Origin of the sequence: Flavobacterium anhuiense (assembly GCF_004151235.1) — a bacterium.
Taxonomy (GTDB): domain Bacteria; phylum Bacteroidota; class Bacteroidia; order Flavobacteriales; family Flavobacteriaceae; genus Flavobacterium; species Flavobacterium anhuiense_A.
In genome coordinates this window covers 321,093-334,101 of record NZ_JUIV01000002.1, presented here as the reverse complement: position 1 = coordinate 334,101, position 13,009 = coordinate 321,093, and the positions used below count along the sequence as shown (strand labels likewise).

General features: G+C 36.3%; 8 protein-coding genes. 6 read left to right on the top strand and 2 right to left on the bottom strand.

Going from position 1 to position 13,009, the window contains the following annotated elements:
* Nucleotides 1-107 precede the first annotated feature (107 nt).
* Nucleotides 108-4,643, bottom strand: a complete 4,536-nt coding sequence (gene dnaE, locus NU08_RS04290; protein WP_129746012.1) for a DNA polymerase III subunit alpha — start codon at nucleotides 4,641-4,643, stop codon at nucleotides 108-110.
* 518 nt (nucleotides 4,644-5,161) lie between these two features.
* Here dnaE and NU08_RS04285 point away from each other — a divergent pair.
* From NU08_RS04285 to leuB, 6 genes are all read left to right on the top strand, one after another.
* A complete protein-coding gene (locus NU08_RS04285) occupies nucleotides 5,162-5,965 on the top strand; it encodes an SDR family oxidoreductase (protein WP_129746011.1) in 804 nt (267 codons plus the stop codon).
* 77 nt (nucleotides 5,966-6,042) lie between these two features.
* Nucleotides 6,043-6,963 carry a helix-turn-helix domain-containing protein gene (locus tag NU08_RS04280; protein ID WP_129746010.1) on the top strand — a complete coding sequence of 307 codons (921 nt, stop codon included), beginning with the start codon at nucleotides 6,043-6,045 and terminating at the stop codon, nucleotides 6,961-6,963.
* Nucleotides 6,964-7,482: 519 nt separating this feature from the next.
* Complete coding sequence (leuC, locus tag NU08_RS04275; protein WP_129746009.1) at nucleotides 7,483-8,877, top strand: 3-isopropylmalate dehydratase large subunit; 1,395 nt, start codon at nucleotides 7,483-7,485, stop codon at nucleotides 8,875-8,877.
* Nucleotides 8,878-8,997: 120 nt separating this feature from the next.
* On the top strand, nucleotides 8,998-9,594 hold the full coding sequence (gene leuD / locus NU08_RS04270; RefSeq protein WP_129746008.1) for a 3-isopropylmalate dehydratase small subunit: 597 nt from the start codon (nucleotides 8,998-9,000) through the stop codon (nucleotides 9,592-9,594).
* Nucleotides 9,595-9,709: 115 nt separating this feature from the next.
* A complete protein-coding gene (locus tag NU08_RS04265) occupies nucleotides 9,710-11,230 on the top strand; it encodes an alpha-isopropylmalate synthase regulatory domain-containing protein (RefSeq protein ID WP_129746007.1) in 1,521 nt (506 codons plus the stop codon).
* 153 nt (nucleotides 11,231-11,383) lie between these two features.
* Nucleotides 11,384-12,439, top strand: coding sequence for a 3-isopropylmalate dehydrogenase (gene leuB, locus NU08_RS04260; RefSeq protein WP_129746006.1), 1,056 nt, complete (start codon nucleotides 11,384-11,386; stop codon nucleotides 12,437-12,439).
* A gap of 121 nt (nucleotides 12,440-12,560) precedes the next feature.
* Here leuB and NU08_RS04255 read toward each other — a convergent pair whose 3' ends face one another.
* The gene (locus tag NU08_RS04255; RefSeq protein WP_012023384.1) at nucleotides 12,561-12,905 is read right to left on the bottom strand and encodes an RNA recognition motif domain-containing protein; all 345 of its coding nucleotides are present in this window, start codon (nucleotides 12,903-12,905) and stop codon (nucleotides 12,561-12,563) included.
* Between the last annotated feature and the right edge of the window lie 104 nt (nucleotides 12,906-13,009).

The following is a 13,009-nucleotide window of genomic DNA, read 5'->3' as shown; positions in this document are numbered from 1 at the left end:
TGGAACGAAAACGTTGTAATTTGGCGCAATATTACTAAAAAAGTATTATGCATGCATATTTTTAACACAAAAAACTAACATCTTTTTAAATTTTAACTGTTAATTTTTTAGTTCAATTTAAAATTAATCTGCATTTTCTCCAATTCTTGCAATAATTCAGTTGAGATTCTAACCTTCACACGGCGGCTAGGCATCGTTAATTTGGTTACTACTTTTATTTCTTCAACTTCATTTACCTCTTGCACTTTTGTACTTTCGAGTGCCGCATCTTCATTTTCATTCTCATCTTCAAAAACGGCATCATCGGCTTCAAAATCGGTTGGCGTTTCTACCTCAACTAGACGCTTTATTTTTTCTAATTCCATAATTTCAAAAGTCACTGAATTCTCTCCTTTATTTTCAGCAAACAAATGACTTAATTTATGAATAAACTCCGGATGCAGATCTTTGATATTCAATAGTACAATTAGTTTTTTAGCGAAAGCTTCCAAAATATCCTGCAATTGGCGAATCTCCACAAACTGCATTCTAGGATCCGATTTTTTACCAGTATCGTGATTTACCCATCCATCTTTAATCAATATTTTTATAAAAGCAAAATTGTTCTGAATTAAGAAATGGCGGAATTTCAAATATTCTTCTCCAAAAATCTTAAACTCATAACTCTCATCATAACCTTCTAAGTTGAAAGCCGCCCAACCTTTTCCGTTTTTAGCTACACGATGTTGGACGTTATTAATAATTCCAGCAAACATTAGATTTTTCCCCACATACTCGTTCATGCTTTTTAATGCTTCTAAACGGGCATTACAGAAATATTTCATTTCGAATCTAAAATCATCAAGCGGATGTCCAGAAATATAGATTCCGACAACTTCTTTTTCTTTAGCCAATTTTTCCATTGTACTCCAGTCTTCGCAAGGTGGCACAACAGGCTCTGCGATTTGCACTTCGCTGGTTTCTCCAAACAAACTTACTTGTGAAGAGTTTTCATTTTCCTGAAACTTAGATCCGTAGCGCATTGCTTTTTCGTAGAAAGTTATTCCGTCACCATCATCATGGAAATACTGCGCTCTGGTAGTTCCTTCAAATGAATCAAAACCTCCAGCCAATGCTAAGTTCTCAATCGCTTTTTTGTTAGCTGCGCGAAGGTCAATTCGCTTCGCTAAATCAAAAATCGATTTATATCTCCCATCTTTTCTGTTTTCTACGATCGTTTCTACAGCTCCTGCTCCCACGCCTTTAATAGCCCCCATTCCGAAACGAACCGCATAATCATCGTTTACTGTAAATTTATAGTACGACTCATTTACGCACGGTCCTAAAACCTGCAATCCCATACGTTTACATTCCTCCATAAAGAACGAAACCTGTTTGATATCGTTCATGTTATTGGAAAGTACCGCTGCCATATATTCGGCAGGATAATGCGCTTTTAAATAAGCCGTTTGATATGCAATCCAAGCATAACAAGTCGAGTGCGATTTATTGAAGGCGTAACTCGCAAAGGCTTCCCAGTCTTTCCAGATTTTCTCCAAAATTTTGGCATCGTGTCCTTTTGCTGCAGCTTGTTCAACGAATTTCGGCTTCATTTTGTCTAGTACGTCTTTTTGTTTCTTACCCATCGCTTTACGCAAGACGTCGGCCTCACCCTTTGTAAATCCTGCCAAAGACTGAGACAAAAGCATTACCTGCTCTTGGTAAACGGTAATTCCGTACGTTTCAGACAAATATTCCGCACAGGCATCTAAGTCGTATTTGATTTCTTCATCGCCATTTTTTCTTCGAACGAAAGACGGGATATACTCCAAAGGTCCTGGACGATATAAGGCGTTCATGGCAATTAAATCTCCAAAAACCGTTGGCTTTAGGTCTTTCATGTATTTCTGCATCCCAGGCGACTCGTATTGGAAGATTCCAACAGTTTCACCTCTTTGGAAAAGCGCATACGTTTCTTCATCATCGATTGGAAAAGTATCTGGATTCAATTCAATTCCCGTTCTATATTTTACCAGTTTTACGGTATCTTTTATCAGCGTAAGGGTCTTCAGACCCAAGAAGTCCATTTTCAGCAATCCAGCACTTTCTGCAACCGAGTTGTCAAACTGCGTTACATATAAATCGGAATCTTTTGCGGTTGTTACGGGAACATAATTCGTAATATCCGACGGCGTAATGATTACCCCGCAGGCGTGAATTCCCGTGTTACGCATAGATCCTTCCAAGATTTTTGCCTGCTGAATGGTTTCTCCTGCCAAATCATCTTCATTTGCAATGGCAATTAATTCTTTTACATTGTCAAATTCGTCCGAACGAAGGGCTTTTTTAACCTCCTCTTCACTCTCCGAAATAAAACGCGCTAAATTCCATTTTGACGGCATCATTCCCGGAATCAATTTTGCGATTCTATCGGCTTCAAACAATGGCAAATCCAGTACACGAGCTGTATCACGAATTGCCGATTTGGTCGCCATTTTACCATACGTGATAATCTGTGCCACCTGTTTTTGACCGTATTTGTTGATTACGTATTCCATTACACGTCCACGACCCTCGTCATCAAAGTCAATATCAATATCGGGCATCGATACACGGTCAGGATTTAGGAAACGCTCAAAAAGCAAATCGTATTTAATCGGGTCGATATTGGTAATTCCGAGACAATATGCAACGGCAGAACCCGCTGCAGAACCACGTCCAGGCCCTACCGAAACGTCCATTTTTCTTGCCTCGGCGATGAAATCCTGTACAATCAAGAAATATCCCGGATATCCTGAGTTTGAAATTGTCATCAACTCAAAATCTAGACGTTCCTGAATTGATTCGGTGATTTCGCCATAACGTCTTTTGGCACCTTCCATGGTAAGATGTCGCAAATAAGCATTTTCCCCACGAACGCCATTGTCTTTTTCATCTTCAGGATCAACAAATTCGTCCGGAATTTCGAATTTCGGAAGCAATACATCACGATAAAGCGAATATCCTTCGACCTTATCAATAATTTCCTGAATATTGATAATGGCTTCAGGCAAATCAGCAAAAAGCTTTTTCATCTCGTCTTGCGACTTGAAGTAGTATTCCTGATTTGGAAGTCCGTAACGGTATCCGCGTCCACGTCCAATTGGCGTCGCTTGTTTTTCTCCGTCTTTTACACACAATAAAATGTCGTGTGCATTGGCATCTTCTTTATTTAAATAATAAGTATTGTTGGTCGCAATTAACTTTACATCGTGTTTTTTTGAAAACTCAATCAGGGTTTTGTTGACACGATTTTCATCTTCCTGATTGTGGCGCATCACTTCAAGATAGAAATCTTCGCCGAATTGTTCTTTCCACCAAATTAAAGCTTCTTCAGCTTGATTTTCACCAATATTCAAGATTTTACTCGGAATCTCTCCGTATAAATTCCCAGACAAAACCATGATGTCGCCTTTGTATTGCTCTACAATGTTACGGTCAATCCTTGGAACATAATAAAATCCGTCTGTATAGGCAATCGAAGCCATTTTAGCCAAATTGTGATATCCAGCTTTATTTTTAGCCATCAAAACAACCTGATACCCGTTGTCTTTTTTGCTTTTATCTAAGTGATTTTCGCAGATATTAAATTCGCAACCAACAATTGGTTTTACCTCAGTTTCTGTTGGTTCTTCTCCCGCTTCTACTAAAGCTTTATTTTTTCCGGAAGCCGCTTTATTGTGGTTCATAACGGCGCTCACAAAGTGAAAAGCTCCCATCATGTTTCCTGTATCTGTCATGGCAACGGCCGGCATTCCGTTTTTAGCTGCAGCCGCAACAATATTTCCAATTCCGATAGTCGATTGAAGTACCGAAAACTGTGTATGATTGTGTAAATGTGCAAATTTTGCAGCTTTGAAATCCGCTTTATCTTCTTCTGAAACAATTGTTTGCTGACCTTCTCCAGCTAAAGCTTTAAGCTGTTCTCTGATTTTATCAGAAGCCGCTTTTAAGTTGATATGTTTTAAGCCAATTAACTTAAACGGCTCTGGATTTCTTTCCTGAAAATCTTTGAAATATTCTTTAGGAACGTCAAGCTCTTCTTTCGTGAAGACTTCCCTTCTAACCAATTCCAAGAAACAACGCGTAGTTGCCTCAACGTCTGCAGTTGCGTTGTGCGCTTCCGCGAAAGGTACACTGAATAAATATTCATGCAATTCGGTCAAAGTTGGAAGCTTGAATTTTCCTCCACGCCCTCCTGGAAGCTGTAATAATGAAGCGGTAACTTCTGTACAAGTATCCAAAACAGGAATTGAAGCCATAGTAGATTCCACTCCCATTCTATGGAATTCGGCTCCCATAATATTAACGTCGAAACCTAAATTCTGTCCAACAATGAATTTGGTTTTGCTTAAAGCAATATTGAATTTCTCTAAAACTTCGGCCAAAGTGATTCCATCGGCTTCCGCCAATTCAGTCGAGATTCCGTGAATACGCTCGGCATCATACGGAATGTTAAATCCTTCTGGTTTTACCAAATAATCTTGATGTTCGACAAGCTGTCCCATTTCGTCATGCAATTGCCAAGCGATTTGTATACAGCGAGGCCAGTTATCAGAATCGGTAATTGGGGCGTCCCAGCGTTTTGGTAATCCGGTTGTTTCGGTATCGAATATTAAATACATAGAGTTGTAAAAAGTCAAATTTTAAATTGCTTCGCCAGTTCGCTTCGCTCGTGTCCAAAATTTCATATCTTTCACATTGTAAATTATTGACAACATGAAACATAGCAAAATACGCAATGAAAAATCGGAGGAATTCAAATTTACACTTTTTTTAGGGAAATAAAGAAGCTAAAGTTGTTAACAAAAACGTTAATTAGAACTCGTTGATTGCCATTCGCAAAAAAATTAAACACATAGAAACATAGATTTTAGTTCTGTAAAAAAGAGATTTTAGAAAATCTAGATTTTCACACATAGTCCCGATAGCTATCGGGGTTTATTTAAAATGAGTGAAACGCCTTTGTAGACAAAGAAAACTATGTTTCTATGTGTTTAAAAACAATTACACTCAAAGTTTTTTAATCCAAAAAGCTTCAATTATTCATTTTGGATACTCATTGCACCAAAATGAACACTTTTAAACTACAGTGTATCCTGAACTTTGCTTCATCAAATTATAACAATTAAAAATAATAATCATGAAAACAATTTTTATCACAGGAGCATCATCAGGTTTAGGAAAAGCAACAGCAAAATTATTCCACGAAAAAGGATGGAACGTAATCGCAACGATGAGAACTCCTGAAAAAGAAACCGAACTTTCTCAATTAAAAAATGTAACGCTTTTACCTTTGGACGTTACGAATTATGATCAAATTCAAAACACAGTTAAAAAAGCGCTTGAAATCAGTGACATTGATATCGTTTTTAATAATGCTGGCTATGGATTAATTGGCCCTTTGGAAAGTCTTTCTGATTCTCAAATCACCAAACAATTGGACACAAATTTATTGGGAGTAATTCGCGTTACAAATGCTTTTATACCGTATTTCAGAGAAAGAAAAAGCGGTTTGTTTATCTCTACAACTTCTATTGGCGGATTAATCGCTTTTCCTTTAGGATCAATCTATCACGCAACAAAATGGGGATTAGAAGGCTGGAGCGAAAGTATGGCTTATGAATTGAATCCGTTTGGAATACATATTAAAACGGTTTCTCCTGGCGGTATCAAAACTGAATTTCTTCATGGCTCATTAGATACTGGTGCCAAACCTGAATATCAGACAATGGTAGATAAAATGTTTGCTAGTGTTGACACCATGTTTGAAATGGCATCAACTCCAGAACAAATTGCCGATGTTGTTTACGAAGCTGCAACTGACGGAAAAAATCAATTAAGATATGTTGCCGGTGAAGATGCAAAAGCATTTTACAAACACAGACTAGAAGTAGGCGATGAAGTTTTTCGTTCTGAATTTGGCAAACAATTTTTTGGAGAATAATTCATTTCAAACTAATACCGTTCAGGTTTCAAGAAGCCGAACGGTATTAGTCTCTCAAATTTTCATACTTTTATATCATGGAAAAGAAAAACAATAATCCAGCAAAAATCTCTTCTATATCGCAGTTTCATGATCTATTTCAACTCCCAAAGCCACTTCATCCGATGGTGAGTTTGGTAGACAATACAAAGTTGGTCATCAATGAAGATTTAGCGAATCATGCCTTTTTGCTTGATTTTTATAAGATCTCTTATAAGTTTTCTACCAAAGGAAAAATGGGCTACGGTCAAGGTTATTATGATTTCAACGAAGGCGGACTCATGTTTGCTTCTCCAACCCAGTTAATTTTTACTGAAAATGAAGAAGGCGTTGAATATGGAGGTTATACACTTTTATTTCATCCTGATTTTATTCGAAATTATCCTTTGGGAAAAAGCATCAAAAAATATGGCTTCTTTTCTTATGATACCAATGAAGCACTGCATCTTTCCGACAGTGAAAAAACAATTATTATTGGATTATTACAAAGTATCGACAACGAACTCAATACCGCAATTGATGAAATGAGCCAAGATGTGATTGTTTCTTATATTGATGTTTTGCTGAACTACAGCAATCGTTTTTACAAACGCCAATTTATTACCAGAAAAACCATCAGTCACGATTTATTATTGAAAGTTGAAGAAACTTTAGACAATTATATCAGCAACTCAGAAACCTTAAAAAGAGGATTGCCAACAGTAGAATTTCTGGCTTCACAGATTAATGTTTCGAGCCATTATCTTAGCGACATGCTTCGCAATTTGACTGGATTAAATGCGCAGCAGCACATTCATTCAAAATTAATAGAAAAATCAAAAGATTTCTTGATTACTACCAATCTTTCGGTAGCAGAAATTGCTTATCAATTAGGTTTTGAGTATCCGCAATCGTTCAGCAAATTATTCAAAAAGAAAACCAATCTTACTCCATTAGAATTTAAAAATTCATTGAATTAGTTTTCAAAAACACTTCTTTCAAAAAATCAGTTTTTTGCTTCAAAAAAACATAAAATTTCATAAAAATACACTTCTTGGATGTCGTAGTATTTTGATGTTTTATTGAATCTAAATAACGTCCAAAAAACTCCTTTAAAAGCTTTAAAAAACTCAAAAAGCACTCTTTTAGCAAAAATTTCAAAACTAACAATTATTACTATTTTTATGTAATTTGTTAGATTTTTTCGATCAAATTCTTATATTTTGTATTGATTTTAAGATAAATTTGCAAACTATTAAAACAAAAAACAATCAGGTAAAATTGAAGCCGAAAAAGAAAAAGCAAATCAGTTTCTTCATCATTCTTCTTTCAAATTTTAGCATGCAAAAGCCATTTGGTAATTTGTAAATTAGTTTGGGTATCGTATATAATGAAATATCGAAATTGACGCTTTTTTATCTTTTTTTACTTTTGTTTTGCTATTATAATGAACAGGAAATTGCTGTGGTTATAGAAATTACAATTAAAAAAAATAAAAAATGAGTAAGACATTATTTGACAAAGTATGGGATTCACATGTTGTGCGTAAAATTGAAGATGGGCCAGATGTGTTTTTTATTGACCGCCATTTCATTCATGAAGTTACGAGTCCTGTTGCTTTTTTAGGATTAAAATCAAGAGGCGTTAATGTATTATATCCAGAACGTACTTTTGCAACTGCCGACCACAATACACCAACCATAAACCAACATTTACCAGTTCAGGATCCGCTTTCTGCAAACCAGCTTAAAGCTCTTGAAGACAATGCCGCTGAATACGGAATTTCGCACTGGGGATTAGGTCACCAAAAAAATGGAATTGTACACGTAGTTGGTCCTGAAAACGGAATTACTTTGCCAGGCGCTACTATTGTATGTGGAGATTCGCATACGTCTACTCACGGTGCTTTTGGAGCTATTGCTTTTGGTATCGGAACATCTGAGGTTGAAATGGTGCTTTCTACTCAATGTATTATGCAGCCTAAACCAAAGAAAATGCGCATCAACGTAAACGGGCAACTTAGTAAAGGTGTTGGTCCAAAAGACGTTGCGCTTTATATCATCTCTAAATTAACTACTTCTGGAGGAACAGGTTATTTTGTGGAGTACGCTGGTGATGTTTTTGAAAACATGACTATGGAAGGCCGTATGACAGTTTGTAATTTAAGTATCGAAATGGGTGCTCGTGGAGGTATGATTGCTCCTGACCAAACTACTTTCGACTTCCTTGAAGGAAGACTTTACGCTCCAAAAGGAGAAGCTTGGACAAAAGCTGTTGAATACTGGAAAACGCTAAAAACAGATGCTGATGCTGTATTTGATGCTGAATTAAACATCAAAGCAGAAGACATCGAACCAATGATTACTTACGGTACAAACCCTGGAATGGGAATCGGTATCACAAAACATATCCCAAGCGCAAAAGAAGTTGAAGGCGGTGAGGAAACTTACAAAAAATCTTTAGCTTACATGGGCTTCAACGAAGATGACGTAATGATTGGAAAACAAATCGACTACGTTTTCTTAGGAAGTTGTACAAACGGACGTATTGAAGATTTTAGAGCTTTTGCTGAAATTGTAAAAGGAAGAAAAAAAGCAGATAATGTTACGGCTTGGTTAGTTCCGGGTTCTCACGTTGTTGAAGCTCAGATTAAAGAAGAAGGAATTTTAGATATTTTGACCGAAGCTGGTTTCGTATTACGTCAGCCAGGATGTTCTGCTTGTTTAGCTATGAACGACGATAAAGTTCCTGCTGGAAAATATGCAGTAAGTACTTCAAACAGAAACTTTGAAGGCCGTCAAGGTCCTGGTTCAAGAACGCTTCTTGCAAGTCCAATTATGGCTGCCGCAGCTGCTGTTACAGGAAAACTAACAGATCCGAGAGAACTGTTCTAGTCAATGACAATTGCAATAACAATTTCAAAAATTCAATAAAATTGCTTTTAGATTTAATATAGATTCTCACATTCAGAAAATCTAAAATCTAAAATCCAAAATCTAAAATCTAAAATTAAAATGGCATACGATAAATTTAATATACTTACAAGCAGCGGCGTACCGTTGCCAATTGAGAACGTAGATACAGATCAAATCATTCCAGCTCGTTTCTTAAAGGCTACAAAACGTGAAGGTTTTGGAGACAACTTTTTTAGAGATTGGAGATATAACGGAGATGATACTCCAAAAGCAGATTTCGTTTTAAACAACCCAACTTACAGCGGAAAAATTCTTGTTGGAGGAAAAAACTTCGGTTCTGGATCTTCTAGAGAGCACGCTGCATGGGCAGTTTACGATTACGGATTCCGTGCTGTCGTTTCTTCTTTCTTTGCAGATATCTTCAAAGGAAACTGTTTGAATATTGGTGTTTTGCCAGTACAAATCAGCCCAGAATTTTTAGCTAATATTTTCAAAGCTATCGAAGCTGATCCTAAAACAGAATTGGAAATCAATCTTCCAAACCAAACCATTACTTTGTTATCAACTGGCGAGCAAGAATCTTTTGCTATTAACGGTTACAAAAAGAACAACCTGATTAATGGTTTCGACGATATTGATTATTTACAAAACATGAAGGAAGATATTAAAGCTTTTGCTGATAAACTTCCGTACTAATAGAAATATCATTCAGTCTATTAGACCCGAAAGGCTTCAAAACCTCTCGGGTCTTTCTAAATTAATAATACGAACCCGCTATAATTTCGAATTAAAAGAAATATAGAATATCAATATGGAAAAAAGAAAAATTGAAATAATGGATACGACACTCCGTGATGGTGAACAAACCTCAGGAGTTTCATTTTCTGCTGCAGAAAAACTGACCATTGCGCAATTGTTGCTGGAGGAATTAAATATTGATAGAATTGAAATTGCTTCTGCCCGCGTAAGCGAAGGAGAATTTCAGGCTGTAAAAGGCATCACTTCTTGGGCTGAAGAAAAAGGATACATCAACAGAATTGAAGTCTTGACGTTTGTTGATGGCGGAGTTTCAATTGATTGGATGAAAAAAGCGGGTGCCAAAGTGCAGAATTTATTGACCAAAGGCTCAATGAATCACTTAACACATCAATTAAAGAAAACTCCAGAACAGCATTTTTCTGAAATCGCTGAAATTATTTCTTTAGCCAAAGAAAACAATATTGAAACCAATGTTTACCTGGAAGACTGGAGCAACGGAATGCGAAATTCTCCAGATTATGTTTTTCAATTTTTGGATTTCTTAGCAACTCAACCAATCAAAAGAGTTTTACTTCCTGATACTTTAGGCGTTTTAATTCCGTCTTTAACTTTTGAATTTATTTCAAAAATTAGAACAAAATATCCAAGCATTCATTTTGATTTCCATGCACATAACGATTACGATTTAAGCGTTGCCAATGTTATGGAAGCGATAAAAGCAGGAATCAACGGACTTCACGTAACGGTAAACGGAATGGGAGAACGCGCCGGAAACGCACCGCTTGAAAGTACTGTTGCCGTAATTAATGATTATCTGCCAGAAGTAAAAATCAATATTAAAGAAACGTCTTTGTATTCTGTAAGCAAACTGGTTGAAACTTTTACAGGTTATAGAATTCCTGCAAACAAACCAATTGTCGGTGATAATGTTTTTACCCAAACTGCTGGAATTCACGCCGACGGAGACAACAAAAACAATCTTTATTTTAACGATTTACTTCCCGAACGTTTTGGAAGAAAAAGAAAATACGCTTTAGGAAAAACTTCTGGAAAAGCCAATATCGAAAAGAATCTTCAGGAATTAGGTTTAAAACTAAACAATGAAGATTTGAAATTGGTTACCCAAAGAATTATCGAATTGGGCGACAAAAAAGAAACCGTAACGAAAGAAGATCTTCCATACATTATTTCAGATGTTTTGGATAGCCACACTTACGAAGAAAAAATTACGATAAATTCTTATATGCTGGTTCATTCTAAAGGAATGCGCCCATCTACGACTTTATCTTTAAATTTAAACGGAGAAATAATCGAAGAAAACGCACAAGGAGACGGTCAGTTTGATGCTTTTATGAATGCTTTATCTAAGATTTACAAAAGCAAAAAACTAACGCTTCCGAAATTGATTGATTATGCCGTGAGAATCCCGCCAGGAAGTAGTTCTGATGCGTTATGCGAAACTATTATTACCTGGGTCAATAACGGAAAAGAATTCAAAACCCGCGGATTAGATTCGGATCAAACTGTTGCAGCGATTATTGCAACGCAAAAAATGTTAAATATAATTACATAGGTTCTAAGTTGCTAAGATTCTAAGCTACTAAGTTTTTCTCCTTTGAACTCAGAATCTCAGCAACTCAGAATCTTAAAAACAAAACTAAGTAATAAGAATAAAAACTTAGAATCTTAGCAACTCAGAACCTTAGAACCTTTTAAAAAATATAGAATGAAATTAAACATAGCCCTTTTAGCCGGAGACGGAATCGGACCAGAAGTAATAAATGAAGCTGTAAAAGTATCTGATGCTATTGCAAAAAAATTCGGACATGAAATCACTTGGAAACCAGCTTTAACTGGTGCCGCTGCAATTGATGCAGTAGGAGAACCTTATCCGGATTCAACACACGAAATTTGTAAAAATGCTGACGCTGTTCTTTTTGGAGCAATCGGTCATCCTAAATATGATAATGATCCTTCTGCACCAGTTCGTCCAGAGCAAGGCTTATTGAAAATGCGTAAAGCATTAGGTTTATTCGCAAACGTAAGACCAACTTTTACATTCCCATCATTATTAGATAAATCTCCATTAAAAAGAGAAAGAATTGAAGGAACTGATTTAGTTTTCTTAAGAGAATTAACAGGCGGAATTTACTTTGGTGAAAAAGGAAGAAAAGATAACGGAGACACAGCTTACGACAACTGTGTTTACACTAGAGCTGAAGTACAGCGTTTAGCTAAAAAAGGTTTCGAATTGGCGATGACTCGTTCTAAAAAATTATGCTGCGTTGATAAAGCAAACGTTTTGGAAACTTCTCGTTTGTGGAGAGAAACAGTTCAAGCAATGGAAAAAGATTATCCAGAGGTTGAAGTGAGCTACGAATTTGTTGACGCTGTTGCAATGCGTTTGGTACAATGGCCAAACTCTTATGATGTATTAATTACTGAAAACTTATTTGGAGACATCTTAACAGACGAAGCTTCTGTAATTTCTGGTTCAATGGGATTAATGCCTTCTGCATCTATGGGAGCTGAAGTATCGTTGTTTGAACCTATTCACGGTTCTTATCCACAAGCTACAGGATTAAACATTGCAAACCCAATGGCTACTATTTTATCTGCTGCTATGATGTTCGAAAACTTCGGATTAATGGAAGAAGGAAAAGCGATGAGAGATGCCGTAAACAAAGCTTTAGAAGCTGGAGTAGTTACCGAAGATTTAGCAAACGGAGGCAAAGCATACGGTACTAAAGAAGTTGGTGACTGGTTAGCTGCGAATGTATAAATTTTGTTTCACGTTTTAATTGTTTCAAGTTTCAAGTTGGAAAAACCTGAAACTTGAAACAAAAGCAACAAAAAAAGGGATAAACATAAGTTTATCCCTTTTATATTTTAGAAAAAAAACATTAATATTCTCTTCTGTTTCCGCGATCTCCGCCACGGTTGTTCCCGTAACCACCACGATCGTTTCCTCCGCGGTTGTTATTAAAACTTCTTCTTTCGCCCTCTGGTTTTGGCTCAGATTTATTTACAACGATTGTACGACCTGAAACAACAGCACCGTTCAATTCATCGATAGCTTTCTGTGCTTCACTATCATTTGGCATCTCAACAAAACCAAAGCCTTTACTTCTTCCAGTAAATTTATCAGTAATAATTTTAACAGAGTCAACTGTTCCATAAGCCTCAAAAGACTCTCTTAAATCTGCTTCCTCAATACTGAATGGAAGGCTCCCAACGAAAATATTCATAGATATTTATTTATAATAAGAAGCAAATGTAGTCTTATTTATATCTAATCTACTATGTTATGGATTTATTTAAGTTTTTATTCTGATTTGATGAGGCTCAAATT

Excerpts from the sequence above, each read along its gene's own strand:
- leuB (WP_129746006.1), top strand. The coding sequence starts at position 11,384 with ATGAAATTAAACATAGCCCTTTTAGCCGGAGACGGAATCGGACCAGAA.
- NU08_RS04280 (WP_129746010.1), top strand. The coding sequence starts at position 6,043 with ATGGAAAAGAAAAACAATAATCCAGCAAAAATCTCTTCTATATCGCAG.
- NU08_RS04255 (WP_012023384.1), bottom strand. The coding sequence starts at position 12,905 with ATGAATATTTTCGTTGGGAGCCTTCCATTCAGTATTGAGGAAGCAGAT.
- NU08_RS04265 (WP_129746007.1), top strand. The coding sequence starts at position 9,710 with ATGGAAAAAAGAAAAATTGAAATAATGGATACGACACTCCGTGATGGT.
- dnaE (WP_129746012.1), bottom strand. The coding sequence starts at position 4,643 with ATGTATTTAATATTCGATACCGAAACAACCGGATTACCAAAACGCTGG.
- NU08_RS04285 (WP_129746011.1), top strand. The coding sequence starts at position 5,162 with ATGAAAACAATTTTTATCACAGGAGCATCATCAGGTTTAGGAAAAGCA.
- leuC (WP_129746009.1), top strand. The coding sequence starts at position 7,483 with ATGAGTAAGACATTATTTGACAAAGTATGGGATTCACATGTTGTGCGT.
- leuD (WP_129746008.1), top strand. The coding sequence starts at position 8,998 with ATGGCATACGATAAATTTAATATACTTACAAGCAGCGGCGTACCGTTG.